General features: G+C 55.9%; 23 protein-coding genes and 1 rRNA gene. 1 reads left to right on the forward strand and 23 read right to left on the reverse strand.

The annotated features are described in order from the left end of the window. The 22 genes from QMF38_RS05450 to rsmD form a co-directional block, all read right to left on the reverse strand. Positions 1-93 (reverse strand): 16S ribosomal RNA (locus tag QMF38_RS05450); the annotation flags it as partial. 569 nt (positions 94-662) lie between these two features. Beyond that, the gene (gene trmD, locus QMF38_RS05455; RefSeq protein WP_006446929.1) at positions 663-1,439 is read right to left on the reverse strand and encodes a tRNA (guanosine(37)-N1)-methyltransferase TrmD; all 777 of its coding nucleotides are present in this window, start codon (positions 1,437-1,439) and stop codon (positions 663-665) included. Positions 1,440-1,441: 2 nt separating this feature from the next. Beyond that, a complete protein-coding gene (gene rimM, locus QMF38_RS05460; RefSeq protein WP_052012294.1) occupies positions 1,442-1,984 on the reverse strand; it encodes a ribosome maturation factor RimM in 543 nt (180 codons plus the stop codon). Beyond that, on the reverse strand, positions 1,981-2,403 hold the full coding sequence (locus QMF38_RS05465) for a YlqD family protein (RefSeq protein ID WP_006446927.1): 423 nt from the start codon (positions 2,401-2,403) through the stop codon (positions 1,981-1,983). The genes rimM and QMF38_RS05465 overlap by 4 nt, the downstream gene beginning before the upstream one ends. Before the next feature lie 21 nt (positions 2,404-2,424). Beyond that, the gene (locus tag QMF38_RS05470) at positions 2,425-2,655 is read right to left on the reverse strand and encodes a KH domain-containing protein (RefSeq protein ID WP_006446926.1); all 231 of its coding nucleotides are present in this window, start codon (positions 2,653-2,655) and stop codon (positions 2,425-2,427) included. A gap of 42 nt (positions 2,656-2,697) precedes the next feature. Then, positions 2,698-2,970 (reverse strand): 30S ribosomal protein S16, encoded by a 273-nt coding sequence (gene rpsP / locus QMF38_RS05475; RefSeq protein ID WP_006446925.1) that lies wholly within the window; start codon positions 2,968-2,970, stop codon positions 2,698-2,700. Between the two features lie 21 nt (positions 2,971-2,991). Further along, entirely contained in the window at positions 2,992-4,458 is a 1,467-nt protein-coding gene (gene ffh / locus QMF38_RS05480) for a signal recognition particle protein (RefSeq protein WP_040289416.1), read from the reverse strand. After that, positions 4,451-4,846 (reverse strand): YlxM family DNA-binding protein, encoded by a 396-nt coding sequence (ylxM, locus tag QMF38_RS05485; protein WP_237716443.1) that lies wholly within the window; start codon positions 4,844-4,846, stop codon positions 4,451-4,453. Before ylxM ends, ffh begins: the two co-directional genes overlap by 8 nt. Positions 4,847-4,882: 36 nt before the next feature. Next, positions 4,883-5,794 carry a signal recognition particle-docking protein FtsY gene (gene ftsY / locus QMF38_RS05490; RefSeq protein WP_006446922.1) on the reverse strand — a complete coding sequence of 304 codons (912 nt, stop codon included), beginning with the start codon at positions 5,792-5,794 and terminating at the stop codon, positions 4,883-4,885. A 27-nt stretch (positions 5,795-5,821) separates the two neighbouring features. Next, entirely contained in the window at positions 5,822-9,394 is a 3,573-nt protein-coding gene (gene smc / locus QMF38_RS05495) for a chromosome segregation protein SMC (RefSeq protein ID WP_040289415.1), read from the reverse strand. Next, positions 9,375-10,100: a ribonuclease III gene (rnc, locus tag QMF38_RS05500; protein WP_006446920.1), complete on the reverse strand. Its 726-nt coding sequence runs from the start codon at positions 10,098-10,100 to the stop codon at positions 9,375-9,377. The genes smc and rnc overlap by 20 nt, the downstream gene beginning before the upstream one ends. A gap of 152 nt (positions 10,101-10,252) precedes the next feature. After that, the gene (gene fabF, locus QMF38_RS05505; protein ID WP_040289414.1) at positions 10,253-11,497 is read right to left on the reverse strand and encodes a beta-ketoacyl-ACP synthase II; all 1,245 of its coding nucleotides are present in this window, start codon (positions 11,495-11,497) and stop codon (positions 10,253-10,255) included. A gap of 67 nt (positions 11,498-11,564) precedes the next feature. Next, positions 11,565-11,804, reverse strand: a complete 240-nt coding sequence (gene acpP / locus QMF38_RS05510; protein ID WP_006446918.1) for an acyl carrier protein — start codon at positions 11,802-11,804, stop codon at positions 11,565-11,567. Between the two features lie 24 nt (positions 11,805-11,828). Continuing rightward, positions 11,829-12,569: a 3-oxoacyl-[acyl-carrier-protein] reductase gene (gene fabG, locus QMF38_RS05515; protein WP_006446917.1), complete on the reverse strand. Its 741-nt coding sequence runs from the start codon at positions 12,567-12,569 to the stop codon at positions 11,829-11,831. Continuing rightward, on the reverse strand, positions 12,566-13,522 hold the full coding sequence (gene fabD / locus QMF38_RS05520) for an ACP S-malonyltransferase (RefSeq protein WP_006446916.1): 957 nt from the start codon (positions 13,520-13,522) through the stop codon (positions 12,566-12,568). Before fabD ends, fabG begins: the two co-directional genes overlap by 4 nt. Further along, the gene (gene plsX, locus QMF38_RS05525; RefSeq protein WP_192811470.1) at positions 13,519-14,556 is read right to left on the reverse strand and encodes a phosphate acyltransferase PlsX; all 1,038 of its coding nucleotides are present in this window, start codon (positions 14,554-14,556) and stop codon (positions 13,519-13,521) included. The genes fabD and plsX overlap by 4 nt, the downstream gene beginning before the upstream one ends. Next, positions 14,556-15,146 (reverse strand): transcription factor FapR, encoded by a 591-nt coding sequence (gene fapR, locus QMF38_RS05530; RefSeq protein WP_040289413.1) that lies wholly within the window; start codon positions 15,144-15,146, stop codon positions 14,556-14,558. Before fapR ends, plsX begins: the two co-directional genes overlap by 1 nt. A 215-nt stretch (positions 15,147-15,361) precedes the next feature. Next, complete coding sequence (gene rpmF, locus QMF38_RS05535; RefSeq protein ID WP_081503930.1) at positions 15,362-15,538, reverse strand: 50S ribosomal protein L32; 177 nt, start codon at positions 15,536-15,538, stop codon at positions 15,362-15,364. Positions 15,539-15,574: 36 nt separating this feature from the next. Then, positions 15,575-16,108, reverse strand: coding sequence for a YceD family protein (locus tag QMF38_RS05540; RefSeq protein WP_237716441.1), 534 nt, complete (start codon positions 16,106-16,108; stop codon positions 15,575-15,577). Between the two features lie 21 nt (positions 16,109-16,129). Then, positions 16,130-16,918 carry a patatin-like phospholipase family protein gene (locus QMF38_RS05545; RefSeq protein ID WP_006446911.1) on the reverse strand — a complete coding sequence of 263 codons (789 nt, stop codon included), beginning with the start codon at positions 16,916-16,918 and terminating at the stop codon, positions 16,130-16,132. A 13-nt stretch (positions 16,919-16,931) separates the two neighbouring features. Beyond that, entirely contained in the window at positions 16,932-17,417 is a 486-nt protein-coding gene (gene coaD / locus QMF38_RS05550) for a pantetheine-phosphate adenylyltransferase (protein WP_006446910.1), read from the reverse strand. After that, positions 17,404-17,976 (reverse strand): 16S rRNA (guanine(966)-N(2))-methyltransferase RsmD, encoded by a 573-nt coding sequence (gene rsmD, locus QMF38_RS05555; protein ID WP_040289410.1) that lies wholly within the window; start codon positions 17,974-17,976, stop codon positions 17,404-17,406. The genes coaD and rsmD overlap by 14 nt, the downstream gene beginning before the upstream one ends. Positions 17,977-18,364: 388 nt before the next feature. On the opposite strand from rsmD, the gene QMF38_RS05560 reads away from it, so the two are divergent. Continuing rightward, positions 18,365-19,738, forward strand: a complete 1,374-nt coding sequence (locus QMF38_RS05560) for an amidase (protein WP_040289409.1) — start codon at positions 18,365-18,367, stop codon at positions 19,736-19,738. 16 nt (positions 19,739-19,754) lie between these two features. Here the strand turns inward: QMF38_RS05560 and QMF38_RS05565 are convergent, their stop codons facing one another. Next, a complete protein-coding gene (locus tag QMF38_RS05565; RefSeq protein WP_006446907.1) occupies positions 19,755-20,909 on the reverse strand; it encodes a glycosyltransferase family 4 protein in 1,155 nt (384 codons plus the stop codon). Positions 20,910-20,912 lie beyond the last annotated feature (3 nt).

Consider the following 20,912-nt stretch of genomic DNA (forward strand, 5'->3'; position numbering starts at 1 on the left):
TCCGCCGCTGACATCCGAAGATGTCCGCACGACTTGCATGTATTAGGCACGCCGCCAGCGTTCGTCCTGAGCCAGGATCAAACTCTCAATGAAATCTCACTATCCCGCATACGCGAGACAGATGAACTGGCGTGGTGTGTGTTTAGTTTTCAAGGAGCGACGCTGCCGTTCGAAGCAGCCCAATCAATATATCACATCTCACACTTCATCGTCAACCGGTAAGTTTTGCATCGCTCACTCACTGGCGAGCTCAGCATCTTCACCGACTGGCCACCGGGCTTTGCCGTAGGGCGCCGTCCCAAGCGGCATCGACTACTATACTACGCAGGACGTTGGTTGTCCACTAGAAGATGTTGGTGACCCAACTCATCTTTGAGGAACCCCACAACGCGTAGTTTGGCAAGATGAGCGCCGCCATCACAGCGGCGAAAAGCATAGTAACATTCTTCGCCGCCTGTGTCAAGCGTTTCTGTTCCTTGTCACACGAGCAGCAAATCCCACCCAGATGTGTGTTTGTGATTCCTATGCCATCTTCAACAAAGCTACTCGAACCTACGACGAAAAGGCTCCATACGATACAGTAAGCTTCAGCAGGCGCTCCTTCCCCGGGATACAGCCATCAAAACTGTGCGCCTGCTGAAGCTCAAAACAGCTCAAAACACTTATTCAACGTCAATCCCCGTCAAATCACCTTGCTCAAACGCAGTTAGCCACGCCCTCTGGCGCGGGGTAAGCTGCTCAATCCGCAAAAGATCCGGCCGTTCTTTCCAAGTCCGATACAAGGCGTGTCGCTCCCGCCATTCTGCGATCCGTTGATGGTTGCCCGACACCAAAACCTCCGGCACCGCCAGATCCCGATATACAGCCGGACGCGTGAATTGCGGATACTCAAGTAAGCCCTGAACGTGCGATTCATCCTCGAGAGACGCCGCATTGCCCAAGACGCCCGGCAGCAATCTGGTCACTGCATCGATCACTGCCATCGCCGCGATCTCGCCACCCGTCATCACAAAATCGCCTAACGATAGTTCCTCGGTTGCAAGTGCTTGCCGAACGCGATCGTCAAACCCTTCGTAGTGGCCACATATCAGCACAATCCGCTCGGACTGGGCGTACTCCTCTGCTACCTGCTGGGTGAATCTGCGGCCGGACGGTGACAACAGTACCACGCGCGCGCGTGGCGATTCCAATCTAGTATTCAAGCGGTTGCAAAGATCATCGATGGCTTCAAACAACGGCTCCGGCTTTAGCAACATGCCTGCGCCACCACCGTAAGGCGTGTCGTCGACAGTGCGATGCCGGTCCTTTGCATATTGCCGAAAATCGATCAGTTCAACATCCACCGCGCCAATCTCTGCAGCACGCTTCATCATACTCTCACCAAGCACACCCGAAAACATATTCGGAAAGAGTGTGAGCACGTGAATCGCAAGTGCCATCATCAGCCCTCCGACTCGCTGTCATCGTCCAGTAAGCCTGGCAAAAGATGAACCGTCATCTTTTTCGCAGCGAGATCGACCGCCAAAATACAGTCTGGAATCGCTGGCAGGAGAACGTCGGGTTGCCTTTGAGGGCGACGGATCACATAGACGTCATTCGCACCCGGCGTCAGTACCTCCACCAATGTCCCAAGCCGTTCCCCCGCGTCCGTCCATACATCCAAACCCACAAGCTGATGAATGTAGTACGTCCCTTCAGGCAGAGGCAACAATTGCTCCTCAGAAACACAGAGCTCAAGGCCACGCCAATGTTCCACGTCGTGAATGCTGTTTAGCCCCTTAAAACCAACGATCCACATATTTTGATGTTTGCGACCGCTGCGAACCTCAACTTCCGTAATCGGTGTTCCACCTTCAGGTCGAACATACAGCCTGGACCCCGGCGCGAACCTTTCCTCCGCGAAATCTGTCCGCGGATATACGCGCATTTCGCCGCGTAGTCCATGCGGTTTTGTCATCACGCCGACTGTATAGTACGTCGTCACCCTTCGATCCGCTGCCCGTTTTGGCGAATCTCGACGACAATGCCGTCGCGCACAATAATTTCCGAACCGAGCAACACCTTCGTCCAATCGTCTCCAGGCTTGACCTCTACCATGGTTTCAACCGTCATATTCTGAATCTCTGTACCAAGTTCCATTTGCTGAAACTGCTGCATTTGCTGAAATAATTCTTCCCGTCTTTGCTCACGCACACGCTTTTCATTCTCTACCTGCAGGCGCACCTGCTGCGCCAACTCACCGCTTTGCGCCATGGCCTGTTCGATAGCTTGCTTGCCTTGTTCCTCAATCTGTTCCAATTCATTCATGACCTGCTCGATCTGGCGGCGTTGTTCTGCAATGATTTGCTGCTTCGCGGCTTCCGTCAAAATAAACTTAACTGCCACAGGCTGCCGAATAACCACTTAAAATCTCCTCGCATCCTCTTATGACTGAATGTCGACAAACACCCGTTTTTTCTGACGATACGCTGCGGCACTAACCACGTTGCGGATGGCCTTGGCTACCCGCCCCTGTCGGCCGATCACGCGCCCTACGTCGTCCGGGTGCACCTTGACCTGATATGTGACCGTGTCGCCCTCTTCGATTGGGGAGACCAAAACAGCTTCGGGATGATCCACAAGAGAGCTAACGATATATTGAACCAAGTCTTTCATTGGCGATCACTCCGAAGGGCGGCCCATTAGGCCGCCCACAGTTCACTTCTGAAATTTTTGTTCATGGAACTTCTTCATAATACCTTCCAAGTGGAACAAGTAGCGCACTTTGTCGGAAGGTTGTGCTCCCGTACCCAACCAGTACAGAGCGCGCTCCTCGTCGATCTGGATTTGCGCAGGCTCAGTCAGTGGATTGTACGTGCCAATTTCCTCGACAAACCGACCATCGCGCGGAGAACGAGACTCCGCAACAACAACGCGATAGAACGGACGCTTCTTTGCACCCATGCGCTTCAAACGAATCTTCACTGCCATTTTGTAATGCCCTCCATATCGTTATTTTCGCTTTTTCTTGCGATGCTGGCGCTGCCTAGGCTCGCCACCACTGCCCGCAACTGAGTTGCTTGGCATGTCCGACAACGACGGCATGTCCTTAAGCCCAGGCATCCCCCCGAGCCCGCCCATCGCTTTCAAAGCACTCATCGCACTTCGTCGGCTCATTCGCTTACCCATACCCGTGAACCGTTTCATCATCTCGCGGGTCTGTTCAAACTGGTTTAACAATTGGTTCACTTCACGCACTGTCGTCCCGCTGCCATTGGCAATCCTCCGTCGGCGACTCGCGTTCATCACGCTTGGATCTTCCCGCTCAGCAGGCGTCATCGATGAGATGATGGCATCCATCCGCAAGAACCGCCGATCATTCAAATCGATGTTCTCGAGGCCTTTCATGCGATTCATGCCAGGAATCATCTTCAGAACTTGATCGAGCGGCCCTAAGTTGCGCACTTGGCGAAACATCTCTTGAAAGTCATTTAAGGTGAAGCTCGATGTGCGCATCCGCGCTTCCATCTCTTTGGCCTTTTCCAAGTCGATGCGCTCTTGAGCGCGTTCAATCAAGCTCAGCACATCGCCCATCCCGAGAATACGGGATGCAAGCCGATCCGGATGGAATGGTTCCAGCGGCTCAATCTTCTCACCAAGCCCGACGTACTTAATGGGGCATCCCGTCACCGCTCGTACGGTGAGTGCCGCCCCGCCGCGAGCGTCGCCATCCAGCTTGGTCAGAATGACACCTGTGACACCCAACCGCTGATGAAACGTCTCGGCGACATGGACAGCATCCTGCCCCGTCATCGCGTCGACCACTAAAAGAATTTCGGTCGGCTGCACAGCCGCCTTCATCCCCTCGAGTTCCTCCATCAACTGGTCATCGATGTGTAAGCGACCTGCGGTATCAATGAGAACGATGTCGGCCCCGGCCTTCTCAGCCTCTGCTAAACTCGCCTTCGCGATAGCGACTGGATTTGCATCCGCGCCTTGGTCGAATACCGGAATATCGATCTGCTTGCCGAGCACCTTGAGTTGGTCAATGGCGGCAGGGCGATACACGTCGGCGGCGACGAGCAAAGGTCGGTGCTGGTGTTGACGGAATGCAAGGCCCAGTTTAGCGATCGCGGTTGTCTTACCCGCGCCCTGCAACCCCACTAGCATGACGACAGTCGGCGGCTTTGGCGCCATTTGAATGCGTGCCTGCGCGCCGCCCATCAACTCCGTCAGCTCTTCGTAAACGATCTTTACGACCTGTTGCCCTGGCGTCAAACTCTTCTGCAGATCCTGGCCAACCGCCCGCTCCCGCACGCGATTGACAAAATCGCGTACAACCTTGACGTTGACGTCTGCCGCAAGCAATGCGAGCCGAATTTCACGCATCGCCTCTTGCACATCCGCCTCCGTCAAACGTCCTTTTCCGCGTAATCGATTGAGTGCAGACTGCAGACTGTTCGACAAACTCTCAAGCATCCGCCTCACCTCCCGTCAAGCTCGACAGCGTGGCAGCCATCTGCTCTATGGCCCTTTGCATACGCGTGCGATCCGCTTCCGGCAAGCGCGCCCGAACCGCCTGCCAGCAGTCGATGAGCAGCGCCCAAGCCGTACGCTGTTTCGCCGCAATCTCCTGCAGATGAAGTGCCGCTTCGTACACTTCAAGCTGCTCGCCGACGCGACGCAGTTGATCATGCACCGCCTGTCGACTAATCGACAGAACAGAACCAATTTCCGCGAGCGACATGTCTTCAAAATGGTACAACTCGACGATCTGTCGCTGACGCTCCGTAAGCAGCGGTTCGTAGAACGCATAGAGATCGCCTATGCGAGTGACCTCTCTCATACTATCTGGGTTCTGCGTCACTGTCAAGCAAATCTCCTTTACACCACAAATCGGCCGTTATGGCCTGCAAACCGCCTCCGCGTAAGCGGTCGCATCAAACGGCTGCAAGTCTTCGACCCCTTCGCCAAGGCCAATCCACTTCACCGGTATTCCTTGCTCGTGCACAATGGGCAGAACAATGCCACCTTTCGCTGTCCCGTCCAATTTGGTGATGACAATGCCGGTCACATCGACGACCTCTTTGAAAACCTTCGCCTGCATAAGGCCGTTTTGACCTGTTGTTCCATCAAGCACTAAGAGCACTTCATGGGGCGAGCCAGGCATTTCTTTTGCGGCGACCTTTCGAATCTTGGCCAACTCCGCCATCAGATGCGACTTGTTTTGTAGGCGACCTGCCGTGTCACAAATAATGATATCGATCCCGCGCGCCTTTCCGGCCGCGATGGCGTCGTAGACGACAGCCGCCGGATCCGCCCCCTGGCTGTGTCGCACCACATCGACGCCAACCCGGTTCCCCCAGGCCAGCAGTTGTTCGATCGCCGCTGCGCGGAACGTATCGCCAGCCGCCAGCAAGACCTTTTTACCTTGTGCTTGGTAATAATGAGCCAACTTGCCGATGGTCGTCGTCTTCCCTGCACCATTGACGCCAACGACCAAAACAAGTGTTGGACCCTCCGACTGCAAGTTCATGTCTGACGATCCGATATCGAGCATGTCCCGCATCACGTCGACCATCACATCGGGCAGGTCATCCGCGTTTTCGATCCGGCGCTTACGCGCGGCAACGCGAACGCGATCGACCAATTCCAGCGCGGTCTCCACGCCCATATCGGCCGCAATAAACGCCTCTTCCATCTCCTCAAACAGCGACTCGTCCAATTTGCGCCCGCGAAAGATGCTTGCGAGCTTGTCCGCCAAGGCATTTCTCGATTTCTGCAGCCCCTTGCGGAACCGTTCAAACAACCCCATACCGACTACCTCCTCCTCTTGCGCTTCTTATGCCGTCTCGTAGTCGATTTCGTCCGCCAAGCGCACGCTGACAAGCGAGGAGACGCCTCGCTCTGGCATCGTGACACCGTACAGCGCATCGGCTTCCTCCATGGTTCCGCGTCGATGCGTGATCACGATAAATTGAGTCTCTGCCGCGAAGACCTTCAGTTGTTGCGCAAAGCGCGACACGTTCGCCTCGTCGAGTGCGGCTTCGACCTCGTCCAGCACGCAAAACGGCACAGGCCGCACGCGTAGAATCGCAAATAACAGAGCCATCGCGGTCAGCGCACGCTCACCACCCGACAGCAGATTCAGGTTTTGCAGCCTTTTCCCGGGTGGCTTCGCGACCACTTCGATCCCGGTTGTGAGTGGATCCTCCGGATTGGTTAGCGACAAATCCGCTTCGCCGCCATTAAACAGAATTTGAAACGCGTGCGCAAACTCGGCTTGTATCTGCCGGAAGGTTTCCATAAACCGATTGGCCATTTCGGTATCGATCTCGTCGATGAGCCGCTCCAGTTGTTGCTGCGCCTCAACCAGATCGTCGCGCTGTTCTGTAAGGAAAGTCACGCGTTCGGACAAACGCTCGTGTTCCTCAATGGCACCGAGGTTGACGTCGCCCAACGCGGCGCGCCGACGGCGTAAAGACTGCACCTCACGCTCCAAATCATCCACGGATCCCGTAAGCGGATAACGGGATTTTGCCCACTCGTAGGTCATTCCGTGATTGTCACCCATTTTTTGTAGCGCGTGAGCCAGATCCGCATCGGCGCGTTCCGCTGCGACCACCGCTCGATGCAAAAGTTCGTCTTCGCGGGCGACAGCTTGCCGAGCCTCGTGTGCGATCCCTTCCAGTTGGCGCGCCGTAGCCTCTCGTTCCAACCGGGTTTGACGAGCCAATTCCAATTGTTGCTCGCCTTCAGCTACCGCATCAAACAACGATTGCACGCCGCTTCGTTTGGAATCGGCCTGCTGTCTGAGATCCCTTTCCTCCGTTGCGGCTGTCTGCGCTTCTACATCGAGTATCGCAATCGCCTCGCGCAAGCGCGCAGCTCGGTTTGCGAGTTCTTGCTCGCGAACCCGCAATCCCTCTCGCTCTTGACGCAAAGTCGCCACTTCGATGCGCAATCCTGTGACCTGCTCCTGCGCCTCTGCCAGACGCTGTTCCAATTCAGTCAATTCTTTGCGTTTAGCGGCAAGGGCTTCCGTCAGCGACGCCAAAGCAGTCTCCGCGTCAACAAGGCCTTGTTGGGCAGTCTGTTCGCGCAAGGCGATGGCGTCACTTCCGGATTGCAGTTGCTCAGCCTCCCATGCCAACGCCTCCAGGCGCTCCGCAGCCGATTTTTGCTGATATTCGAGTTGGCGCATCTGCTCTTGCAACTGTTGCCGCTCATTTGCCAGACCCTCAAGGTGCTTCTGGGCGTCAAAGCGTGCTTGCTGTGCCTGGCTCACCTGCTCGCGCAAGAGCTGCTGGCGTTCGATCAGAGTCCGCTCCGACTCCTGCAACTCGCGAAGCTTTTGCTCTACGTCTTGCCTCTCGCGCGATCGGCCAAGCAACCCGGGCCCTTTGCGGTTGACGTGTCCGCCCGTCATCATACCGCCGGGTGACACGACATCGCCCTGCAACGTAACGATTCGGTAGCGATATTGCAAGTCCCGCGCCAGGGCATTGGCTCGCTCGAGGTTTGCGGCGATTAGGACATTGCCAAGCAGGTGCTCGACGGCTTGTCGGTAGACTGGATCGGCATCGACCAAGTCGCTCGCAACGCCGAGAAAGCCATCTTGACCGCGTACAGAGTCCAAGTCGCCCTCCCGTAAACGGCGGGATTTGATGACGTCAAGTGGCATAAACGTCGCGCGTCCAGCCTGCCGTTGCTTGAGCAATTGGATGGCGGCCCGAGCGTCGGCCTCGCGATCGACGACGACGTTTTGCAAAGCGCCGCCAAGGGCCGTTTCGATGGCAATCTCGTACTTTTTATCCACATGCACAAGCTCCGCGAGGGAACCGTGAATACCTGTTAGGGCTCCGCGATGAGCTTGCTGTAACACGGTTCGCACACCAAGTGCATAACCGTCGTAGCCCTGTTCGAGGTCGCGCAAAAGTTCGAGTCTCGCCTGCATCGCTTGCATTTCCGCACGCAGACGGTGCAGTTCGGTCACGGTGGTAGCTTCCGCCTCGGCCGCCTCTTCGCGAACCCGATCGTGCTCTTCTATGCGTGCCGCCGCCCGTTCCATATCAGCTTCAAGCGTCACCACTTGTTCGACCAGCTTGCGGTGCGCTGCCGCCGCCTCGTCGATCTGCGCCTGAAAGCGGGCTTGATCCTGCTCGAAGCGAGCTCGTTTGCCAGCATCTGAAGCGGCTTGTTCTGCCAGCATTTTGAGTTCGTTGCGCAACGAGGCAGCGCGATGGTTGACCTCGATCAACTCCGCGCTCATCTCTTCGATCTCGGCCGTGAGCACGTTTTTTCGTTCTTCACTGGCAGAGGTCGCAACCTCATTCAGCTGTGCAGCGCGTTCACCGAGTTTCTCGGTTACCTCATGCAAGGCCGTGTTCGCATGTGACAACTCTCGCTCGATATCTTCCAATTCGCGCGCCTGCTCCATCCGCCGCGTCTGCCGCGCTTCCGCCGCGGCAGCGAGATGCTCGAGGCGCTGATCGATCAAGGCGAGATCGCCCTGTGAGCGTTGGCGCTCTTCGACCAATCGCACATAGCGCTGTTGCAAAGCCTCGACCTGGGACACGGTTTCCTCAAAGCTTGCCCGCGCCTCGCGCCAATTGGCCTCCGCCTGCGCGAGCGCCGCTTGCGCCTCGTCTCGCACAGCCTGCTGCCCAGACACCGCCGCAGTCGCCTGTTGAAAACGCTCGTGCAACCGATCGATCTCGACGACCAACAATGTAATTTCTGCTTCTTCCAAGGCATCGCTCAATTGCTGATATTGCTCGGCCCGAGCCCGTTCTTCGGCGAGGGGGGCCAATTGCTGTGTCAACTCCGCCAGGATATCGTCGACGCGAATCAGATTGTTTTCCGTATCCTCCAGCTTTCGTTCCGCTTCTTTGCGCCGGTGCTTAAATTTCACAATCCCAGCCGCATCCTCGAAGGGCCCGCGCCGATCCTCTGGTCGCGTAGACAACATTTCTTCAATCTTGCCTTGCCCGATGATGGAATACGCGTCGCGCCCCAGCCCTGTATCCATGAACAACTCATGAATGTCCTTCAAGCGGCAGGGCTGGCGATTGATGTAGTACTCGCTTTCGCCTGAGCGAAAGACACGGCGTGTGATGGTGACCTCGTCGAATACCACCGGCAGATGGCGGTCACTATTGTCCAAGGTCAAGGAAACCTCACAAAGGTTTGTCGGTTTACGCAGTTCGCTGCCGGCAAAAATCACGTCTTCCATCTTACTGCCGCGCAGATTGCGCACACTCTGCTCGCCGAGTACCCAGCGAATGGCGTCCGCAATATTGCTCTTGCCACTGCCGTTTGGTCCCACGACAGCGGTAACCCCTGGCGACAATACGATCTGGCTCTTATCTGCAAACGATTTAAAACCAACAATATCAATCTGCTTGAGATACACCAGTCATCTGCTCCCCGGAGTTAAGTTCGGCCAGGGCCGCCAATGCTTTGGCAGCCGCCTGTTGTTCAGCCTCTTTTTTCGATCTCCCGATCCCGACACCACGAACCTCGTCACCCAGTTCCACTTGTACAACAAATTCCCTAGCATGCGCCGGGCCGCGCTCCTCGACGATGGTATACCGCAACGATGTGCACAGCCTTTGCTGCACAAGCTCCTGCAACGCCGTCTTATAGTCGACACCGACTCGCGCGTCCGCAAGATGTGGAATGACATGTGTGTGCACGAATTTGCGGACAGCCTCAATGCCTTGATCGATGTATAAAGCACCGAGAAACGCCTCAAACACATCCGCCAGCAACGCCGGTCGCGAACGACCACCACTTCGTTCTTCCCCTCGGCCTAAGCGAATAAATTGCTCAAACGACAGTCGCCGAGCAAATACGACCAGGGACGGTTCACAGACAATCGCAGCCCGCATTCTCGTCAATTCACCCTCGGGCAAGCGGGGATACGTATGATACAAGAAGTCGCTGATGATGAGTTCCAACACGGCGTCGCCGAGAAACTCCAGACGCTCGTTGTCTTCCACATGCGCCTTGCGATGTTCATTGCGGTAGGACGCATGGGTGAACGCCTGTTTCAACAAATTGAGGTCTGTGAAGCGAAAATCCACAATGTCTTGCAATTGATCCCACTTCGTTTGCAAAGCTTCCTCTCCCCTTCGGGGATTTTGAGGCGCAGCCTCAACGCGCGAAACCGCTCACCCTAAGTTGAGCACGCGGCTGCGGCGGTCCCTCAAAACCCTCATGGTACAAAAGCCCCCGGTAGGACCAGGGGCTTGTCTCACTGCAATTGACTTTATTGGGCCGCATATTTACGGAAGATCAAGGACGCATTGTGGCCACCGAAGCCAAACGAGTTGGACATCACGACCTTCACATCGCTCTTGCGGGCGACATTCGGGACATAATCCAAGTCACATTCTGGGTCTGGTGTCTCATAATTCGTCGTTGGCGGAATCATTCCTTCTTGAAGCGTTTTGACGCACGCTACCGCCTCAACGCCGCCAGCAGCCCCTAACAGATGGCCTGTCATTGACTTAATCGAACTCATCGCCAGTTTGTAGGCGTGGTCGCCAAACAGTCGCTTAACAGCCAATGTTTCAATCCGATCATTAAACTCCGTCGACGTTCCATGCGCATTGATATAATCGATATCCGTCGTCTGCAGACCGGCATCTTCAAGGGCAGCCTTCATCACGCGGTACGCTCCATCGCCATTAGGATCCGGCGCTGTGACATGGTATGCGTCGCCAGACATCCCATAACCGACGATTTCGGCAAGGATATGTGCCCCTCGAGCTTGTGCACTCTCCAGGGATTCCAAAATGAGAATACCTGCTCCTTCGCCCATGACAAAACCGTCTCTGTCTTTATCAAACGGTCGACTCGCGCGCGTCGGCTCGTCGTTGCGAAGCGAGAGAGCTTTCATATTGCTAAACCCAGCCAGTGCGATATCGACCACAGCAGCTTCGGCACCGCCAGCGATCATTACATCCGCCGCTCCGCGCTGAATGATCTTAAACGCATCGCCGATTGCGTTCGAACCGGTCGCACACGCGGAAACAGGGGAGCTGTTCGGACCGCGAACCCCGAATTCGATGGAGACTTGTCCAGTCGCCATGTCGCTAATCATCATGGGCACCAAGAATGGGCTAACACGCTTCGGGCCACGCTCTAGTAAAATGCGATAATTGCTCAACGTCGTCCCGATACCGCCAATTCCCGATCCGATGTAGACGCCGATTCGATCCCGATTTTCATCGGTAATGACGAGCCCGGCGTGCGCCACCGCTTCGTGCGCTGCGTACAAGGCATACTGGGTGAACATGTCCATGTGTCGAAGTTCTTTTTTATCGATATATCGCTCGGGGTCGAAATCGTTCACCAATCCGGCGATTTTGCAGGGATAGTCGGATGTATCAAAGCGATCGATCTCGCGAATTCCCGATTTGCCAGACAGCAGGCTATCCCAGAAGGTAGGGACGTCGTTGCCGACTGGAGAGACCACACCTAGCCCTGTCACAACCACGCGTCGTGCCATGCATTCACCCCCTTACATAGCAGAAAGCCCCGGCTCGCGCACGGGACTATGCCAAACATCAGCTTGATTATCCCTGGTGCTCCGTGATGTATGTAACTACATCGCCCACGGTGCTGATTTTTTCAGCGTCTTCATCAGAGATTTCCAAGTCAAACTCGTCTTCCAACTCCATAATCAGCTCGACGATATCGAGAGAATCTGCACCGAGGTCGTCTTTAAAGGTAGCGTCCAGTGTCACCTTATCTTCATCGACGCTGAGTCGGTCGACAATAATCTTTTTTACGCGTTCAAACACATCGTTTGCCATCGTCTCACCTCCTTTTGCAGTATACTACATGACCATGCCGCCGTCGACAGCTAGTACTTGACCCGTTATATAACGCGCCTTATCCGATGCCAAAAACACAACGGCATTTGCAACGTCCTCGGGCGTACCTCTGCGCGCCAGCGGAATGTGTTGAAGCAAAGCATCCAGAGCCTCCGCGCCAAGCGCCGCCGTCATGTCCGTTTCAATGTATCCTGGCGCAATCGCGTTCACCGTAATGTTGCGGGGCGCTAGTTCCTTCGCAGAGGCTTTGGTTAAACCGACGAGCCCCGCCTTGGCGGAAGCATAATTGACCTGCCCAGCGTTGCCCATAAGACCGACGACAGAGGTGATGTTGATAATGGTTCCAGAGCGTTGTTTCATCATCGGTCGCGCAACCTGACGCGTCATGTAAAATGCCCCGCGCAGGTTGGTATTGAGCACGTCATTCCAATCGTCGTCCTTCATCCGCATCAACAAACCATCGCGCGTAATCCCAGCATTATTGATGAGTATATCTACTCGCCCAAACTCTTCAAGCGCAGTGTCGACCAATTTGGCCGCCTCTTCACTTTGACTCACATCGGCCTTTACCACGAGTGCCCGAACACCGCGTTCTGCGACGAGATCGGCCGTTTGTGCAGCCGCTTCTGCGCTGCCCAAGTAGTTGACGACCACATGATGTCCGGCGTCTGCCAGCGCGATCGCAATGGCTCGTCCGATGCCCCGTGACGCCCCTGTGACAATGGCAACTTTTTGCTCGCTCACGCTTCTTCGCCTCCGCTCGTCATACGTGTGCAAACCGCGTCGAGCGTGGCGGGATCTTCCGCGTGCAAGGTCTCGAGCGACTTGTCTATTTTGCGCACCAACCCAGAGAGCACCGTTCCTGGTCCCAATTCGATCACGATGTCGACGCCGAGGCGGCGCATTGCCAGCACGCCATCCCACCAGCGCACCGGCGTGTATAGCTGTCGTTTCAAAGCCTCGCGCAAGTCGGCTGCCGTTGTCCGAGGATGTCCATCGACATTGGCGACAACGGGTACCTTTGCATCATGGATTTCCGTGCTGTCCAAAAGTTCTCCTAACGCGTCCGCCGCAGGCCGCATCAAGCTGCAATGAAATGGCCCGCTCACCGCCAACGGCAAGACCCGCTTGGCACCGCTCGCCTTCGCAAGTTCAGAGGCCCTGGCGACTGCAGCCGTGGTGCCGGAAATGACGATTTGTCCGGGGCAATTGATATTGGCCAACTCGACGACTTCCCCTGTTTCCTCCGCCGCTTGTGAACACGCGGCCGCAAGCGAGTCTTCGTCAAGGCCAAGCACGGCAGACATCGCGCCGTGACCCGCGGGAACGGCCTCGTCCATCATTCGTCCACGTTGATAGACTAGACGTACCGCATCCTGAAACGAGATGGCGTCTGCCGCGACCAGGGCGCTATATTCACCAAGGCTGTGCCCAGCAACAGCCGCCGGCTGGATATCCACGCGCTCGGCGAGCACTCGCAACACCGCAACACTCATCGTCAACAAAGCCGGTTGCGTGTTATAGGTCAACTTTAATTCGTCATCGGGTCCGGACAAAATCAACTTGGTGAGGTTCATATTCAGCACGTCGTCGGCTTCCTCGAAGACCGCTCGCGCAACTGGATAATGATCGATAAGCGCCTGACCCATACCTACGTACTGCGCACCTTGGCCAGGAAACACATACGCTACGTTCATCGTTCAACATCTCCATACTGATGATCTGGCACCGAAATACGAGCGTTGCGCTCCTCCATTGCGGTGGAAAGCTTACTCAGCAGGTCATTTGCAATAAACTTGCGGGCTTGCGACAAAGCCATAAACCACGCACGTGGATTACTGCTGCCATGCGCTTTGATGCAGCCGCCATTGACTCCTAGAAAAGGCGCACCGCCATGCTCAGCCCAATCGTAACGATTGCGTAAAGAACGTAACCTGCCACCCACCAGCATGGCGCCTAAACGCGACGTCAAATTGCTCGTCAGCGCTTCACGAATGCCTGAGAACAGACCGATGCCGATGCCCTCCGCCAGTTTGAGCACGACATTCCCGACAAAGCCGTCACAAACCACGACATCAGCACACCCTGCCATCATCTCCCGCGCTTCTACGTTACCAATAAAATGAAGTTGGGATTGTGAAAGCAGAGTGAACGTCTGTTTGACCACCGCGTTCCCCTTTGAATCCTCTGTTCCTACGTTCAATAACCCGATCCGCGGGTTCTCGATGTCGAGAACGTGTTTTACATAGGCGTCTGCCATGTACGCATAGGTCAACAGATTTTCGGCTGACGCATCCATCGTCGCACCCGCATCGAGCAGGAGGACTCCTTTGCCGTCAAATGTGGGGAGAATTGGAGCCAAAGCAGGGCGCTCCACGCCCGGCAAACGACCAATAACGAGCATACCTGCCGCCATGATGGCTCCCGTGTTGCCAGCGGAAACCATGACGTCTGCCTCGCCGTTTGCCACCATTTGCGCTGCCATGACCAACGACGAATTCGGCTTGCGGCGCACAGCGCGAACAGGTTCCTCTTCTCCCGCGATGACGACGTCGGTGTGCCTAACTGTCACGTTCGCAGGAAAGCGTCCCTTCGCCAGTTCAACAATTCTCTGTTCATCGCCAACGACAATAAAGCGCGTGTCGGAGAATGCGGCAGCCGCCTCGCAGATCCCTTCCACGGGAGCAACCGGAGCGTAATCGCCACCCATTGCATCCACGACAATCGTGATCACTCGGCATCCCCCTCATCCATGAACTGCGCCCCTAGGTTTGACGGGTCCTTGTGCACCCAGATTACCCCTTGTACCGCAATCTCCCCATGGACGTGACTGACCGCTCGGCAGCGGACGATATCCCCATGCTCTCCGATCACGTCGACGCGCGCACGCACCGTCTCTCCAAGGTGCACAGGCCGTGCAAAACGCAATTCGGTCTTGGCAGTCACGGCGATATCAGCGTCCATCAGGGCGATGGCCAGCGAGTTAATTTGTGAAAACAACACATGTCCACGGACAATATTGGTTCTCCGGAATACGTGAGCGGGTTGAATGGTCAACTCCGATTCGGCATACCGGTTCAACTCAAGCTTAATTAGCCGCCCGACCAAATCCTGTTCGTCGAGCGACCGCAAATCATCCTGTCGGTCCGACGCCATCCGGCGAATCCTCTCTCGAACTTCGGGAATGTGAAGCGCACTGCGATCCAACCGGATGGTTGCGACGCTGACGCCGAACTGTTCCGCCAACTGCTCGTCGGTTGCAAACGGATTTTGTTCGAGAAGTGCGACAAGCGCGTACCGGCGCTCGGATTTCTTCAGAATGAATACCCTCTTTCAACGCGTGCTCAAGTCTCTGTTGAAGCAGAGACAGAATACCACCTAATCATATATTGATTTTATGGACCAGTCTATGATCCATGTCCCTAAACCTATGTACTGATATACGATTCGACATACTTGGCAAGAGGCAAAAGGGCTGTCCTTTGTGCGCGTCGAGATCCTGCGCCCGCTAGGACAGCCCTTTTTCCTGCTCAAACTTATTTCACCGCGAGAACAGTCCGCCCTTTATACGTACCGCAGTTTTTGCACGCATGGTGCGGAAGCTTGTACTCCCCACACTGCGGACAAGTGACCAGCGTTGGTTTTTCAAGCTTGAAGTGCGTTCGACGCAGCCGTTTTCTGGTTTTCGAAGAACGATGTTGTTGAACCGCCACACAGGACACCCCCTTTACAGACTACCGCAAGTTATCTTACTCCGAAGGGCCGTCGGAAAGCAACCCCTTGAGCGCTTCCAGCCTCGGATCGATGGTACGGGTATCACAGCTACAGTCCCGCTCATTCCGATTACAGCCACAGACCGGACACAAACCTCGACACGTTTCGCTGCACAAGGGGCGCTCATCAATCGCCAAAAACATCGCTTGTTCGAGCTCTGGCGTCAAATCGATTTCATCATCCGCAACCTGTCGAATCTCGTCGTCGACTGAATCGGCAGAAAGCGTGTAAGTTTCATGCAACGGCGCTTCCAAGGGTCGTGCAAAGCTGCCAAGGCATCGGCTGCAACGGTAATGAACCACAGTGCGCAGACCACCGTCCACCTCGATCAAGGGCTGCCGATAGGTTGCATGGACGCTCACATGGACATCGTCCACCGCCTCAATATCGACGACCAACTCTGCGACGCGCGGCAGCGAGACGACTTCTGCCACATCGAGTTGTCCCTCTCGCTTTAATTCCTGAACGTCGATTTTCATCGTAACCGTATCCCCTTCCTGCCGCGCCATTGGCGGAAGCTTCATCACTTTTTATGAAAATAACGCCTGCGCCTGGCGAATGGCCTGCCAAATCGCGTCCATCTGCTCCATCGTCGCCCGATAACCGATGTCAATGGCTTCGCTGGCGCGTCCAAATTGCGACGTACCAATATGAGCGACATCAGGAACAATATTGACCGTCGCTAGCTGCGTACGATGTGCATACACCTCGTCTTGCATCAGCCCTAAACTTTGCACGATCACGTCCAGCATGGACGTCGGCACAGTGCCGACGGGCGTGTACGATACGTCGACGCCAATCACGACATCGACCCCTAAATCCCACGCCGCTTGGACTGGCACGCGTTCGATGACGCCGCCATCGACATAAACCGCTCCTTCGCGAACGACGGGCACAAACACTCCCGGGATCGAAATGCTCGCGCGAATGGCGTCGGCAATAAGCCCTGTGCGAAAGACAACCAATTTGCGAGCAACCAAGTCCGTGGCGACGATGGCGAGGGGAATCTGAGTGTCGGCAAAGGTGCCCTGGCGCGTCATGAGCGAGACCACCTCGTGCACTTTATCCCCCTGAATCAGCCCCATCTTCGGCACCGTAAAGTCGATCCAATGCCGCCGGCGCAGCCCTGTTGCCAAGGCTCGCAACATGTTCGGGCCGACGCCCATCGCATAGACGCCTCCAACCAAAGCGCCCATGCTGGATCCGGTCACTGCGTGGATAGGTACCCCACTGTCGGTCAAAGCCGCAATGACTCCGATGTGTGCAAAACCTTTTGCGCCGCCAGACCCTAAGGCCAAGCCTACGCGGACATCCGCCACAAGTATCGCCCCCTCAGCGCGACATGTGTTCCAGTAGCGCCTTGGCTACGCGCGGCGTGACAAATTGCGAGACGTCGCCGCCGTGCATCGCGACATCTTTAACCAACGAAGAACTGACAAACCCATAGACCGAAGAAGTTGGTATGAATACGACCCGCAGGTCTTCAGCCAGCGACCGATTGACGTGTGCCATCGCCAGCTCCGCTTGGAAGTCCAATTCATTGCGGACACCGCGGACGACACATGCGAACGATTCCCGCCGATAATAATCTACGAGCAAACCCTCAAACGAATCCACGCGAACATTTTCTATTGAAGAAACCGCGTCGCGGATCAAATCCATACGCGTCGCCACATCAAACCATGGCCGTTTGTTCGGATTGTGCAGCACGCTGACAACCAATTCATCAAACAAGGTCGCGGCCTGCACAACCACATCCAAGTGGCCGCGTGTAAACGGATCAAAGGTACCTGGGTACACCGCCTTACGCATGGTCATCCCCTTTATCCCTGCTGCCAAGGACAGGTTCATAAAGAGCGATGGCGATGTCGCCATACACCCTATACTTCACCTTGGCAAAATCGCTGATTACGTCCGGCAGTTCCATCTCCTTAGGGAGTTCACAGACGACGCCACCGATGATGCGATCCGCCGGCAAAGCCTCTAAAACCGGCTGCCATAGGCGATCTGCATATGGCGGATCGACAAATACATACGCCAAGGTGTCGCCTATGTTGTACAACTGGTCGATAGCTTGCCGCCAGTGCGATTGCCATAGTTCAGCTTGTGCAAGACCTTGCACTCGCATTAGATTGTCACGAATCGTCCGCAAGGCCCGGCCGTCGCGATCGACAAAGATGGCTCGCTCTGCCCCCCGGCTCAAAGCCTCAATCCCCAATGCACCAGAGCCGGCAAACAAATCGACCACAACCCCCGAAAGGCTGTGCGGAATTAAATTGAACATCGACTCCTTTACCCTGTCGGTCGTCGGCCTCGTCGCCGCCCCTTTTGGCGCAACTAAAGGCATACTTCTCCATTTCCCTGCGATCACGCGCACTTGTCGAGCACCACCTGTCACCGCAATGACGGCTCTCCAACCATATCTGTACGTTCAAAGTACCACATCCGTTTGTCGGCACCAAATCCTGCAGTGATAAACCGCCTCTGGTATAACTTCCAATCGCGTGGTCGAGAATAGAAACATCAACGGCGACAGCTGTTGTAGGCAACCGTGTGTGAAGAGGCAATCCCCATCCACTCTTCCTCCGGTTTCTCCTCTCCCAGAACGTGTCAGCTGGCCTGACACCAGAAAACCTCACGCGTACCCGGGCGTGAGGTTTTTCTGTTCCTGGACACCATCGCCATCGCAGCCACCAGCCTGGACGGCGTAGTATAATGCTCCAAAGGCCACTTAGACTAACCTCATGGCAAAAGGAGCAGTGTTCATGACCCAAGAGCAGTCGCCCCATGGCGTCGTTCAGTTGCGCACCGCACTCGCGACCCAATCGCAGACCGCCGCTGCAATCGTTGCTGAATACCTACAGAGGATCGCACAGCAAAACGAAACCTTGCGGGCCTATCTACACGTTTGCACCGAGCAGGCAGAACGCCACGCCATCGCCCTGGATGGTCTGGCCAGCGGCTATCCGGAAGCCCTCGGACCGCTTGCGGGTGTGCCAGTTTCGATTAAAGACCTGATTGATACCACGTTTGCGCCAACGACGTACGGCCAAGCGAAATATCAAGGACATGTGCCAAAAGCGACCGCAGTCTGTGTACAAAGGCTGCAGAGTGCACACGCCATCATCATGGGCAAGGCCCACCTCCATGAATTTGCCTTTGGCGTAACCAATGAGAATCCACATTTTGGACCTGCGCGCAACCCGTTCAATCCATCTCGTATCACCGGCGGATCGAGCGGCGGCAGTGCCGCATCCGTGGCAGCCGGCATGGCGCTCGTCAGCGTCGGCACCGACACGGGTGGTAGTGTTCGCATTCCGGCAGCGCTGACTGGCGTCGTTGGTTTTAAACCGACCTTTGGAGCTATCCCCACGGATGGTGTTTATCCGCTTGCACCTTCGCTTGACCACGTGGGCTCGTTTGCCACGTCTGTGCTCGACGCAGCGCGTACGGCGGAAGTCATGGCGGGCCTTGCCCCGGGAACATGGAGCCAAGTAGATGCACAAGCTGACACGGCACACCCCATCCGGGCCGGACTGGTGCAATCCCTCGTTGACGCCTACGCATCCGAAGACGTCTCCGAATGGTTCACCGCCATCTGCACACGACTTTCCCGAGAAAGAGTCGTTGCTGTAGCTGGTTTTGTGCCTGTCGATGGCGAGGAAATCGCCATTCATCAAGGTAACATTCTGGGCGCCGAGGCCTATGCGACGCATGCGCAAGCACTGGCAAACCATGCAGCCGATTATGGCTCTGACGTCGCAGCCAGACTGCAGGCGGGTCGTGACGTGTCGGCCGCAGACTATATCGCAAGCCTGACATTCCAACGAGCCTTCCGTACAACTATGGATGATTTTCTCCAACAATATGACTGCTTGCTACTGCCCACTGTTCCTGTTCCCGCACCCCCACTCGGTGCAGAGACCGTGACGGTACGAGGTAAATCAGAAGCCGTGCGGCCGCTTTTAACTCGCTTCACCAATCCGTGGAACCTTTCTGGGCTACCTGCTATCTCAATACCAGCCGGCAACGTGGATGGTTTGCCTATGGGCTTGCAAATAATAGGGCCACGCGGACAAGACGCAAAGCTCGTCCACATGGCCCATATCATCGAAACTGCACTGCAGAACGTGTTATGATCTTTCTCGCATAGGCTCAGCGGGTGCTCGATTGCACGGCGCCCGCCAGCACGCCATACATCTCGCAAACCCGGTGATAATGGCCAAGCAACTGCTTGCTCGGTCCCTCCCAGTCGAGCGACCGGGCGATCTGAAGACCGCGCTCGCGCACAGCGCTACGCTTGCCCTCGTCGGACATGACCGTCTTCACAGTTTCGATCATCTCGTCTGTCGAATTCGGATTAAAAATAAACCCAGCTCGTCCATCCTCCAACACCTCGCGCGTCGGTGGGCTATCCGCGGCGAGAATCGGTAACCCCGTTGCCATCGCCTCAAATAACACCAAACCGAGCGTCTCGGTAGTCGACGGAAAGAGAAATGCATCTGCCGAGGCATAGGCCTGCGCAAGCTCTTCGCCATGCATGTATCCCGTAAAATGAGCCTTCGTCCCCGCAAAAATGCGTTCCAACTCAGGGCGGTGCGGCCCGTCCCCGACAATCGCCAGATGCAAGTTGGGAATAGCATCCATGCATGGCCGAATGCGCTCAATATTCTTTTCCGAAGCCAAACGGCCGACGTACAGAAGCACTGGATCACTGGGCCCAGCGTTTGGAGCTAAGCGTTTGCGCATTTCCTCACTGCGCTGCGCCCGCTGATAGAGGTCGACATCCACACCACGTTCCCACAGTTCGAGATTCTGGAACCCGTGCTTCTCAAGCTCGCGCAACGTAGCACGCGAAGTGGCCAGATTCAGCTGCGCCCGATTATGTAAGGTTCGGAAGTACCACCAAAGTGCAGGTTCCAGAAAATCGAGCTTATAGTGATGAGCATATGCTGGCACATTGGTGTGATAGGAAGCAATGAGGGGCAAATGGAAGCGCCAAGCGTAGTAAATCCCACCTATCCCCAGAAAAGCGGGATTGACGACGTGAATCAGATCCGGGCGAAACGCCTTGACCTTACGCCCAATTCGCGGCATGGGCAAGGCGTACCGCTTTTCCGGATAGAGGATGAATGGCATCGCAGGAATGCCAACGATGGTTGCGGAGGCGTACTCCCGCGGCGATCCAGACGGCGCGAACAGCAGCACCTCGTGACCTTCTCGCTCCAGATAACGCAATGTGGCGCATAGGCGCGTGACGATCCCGTCGGTCGACGGCAGGAACGTCTCCGTAAACATCGCAATCCTCATGGC

Origin of the sequence: Alicyclobacillus hesperidum subsp. aegles, assembly GCF_027923525.1 — a bacterium.
In the GTDB taxonomy this organism is placed as follows: Bacteria; Bacillota; Bacilli; order Alicyclobacillales; family Alicyclobacillaceae; genus Alicyclobacillus; species Alicyclobacillus aegles.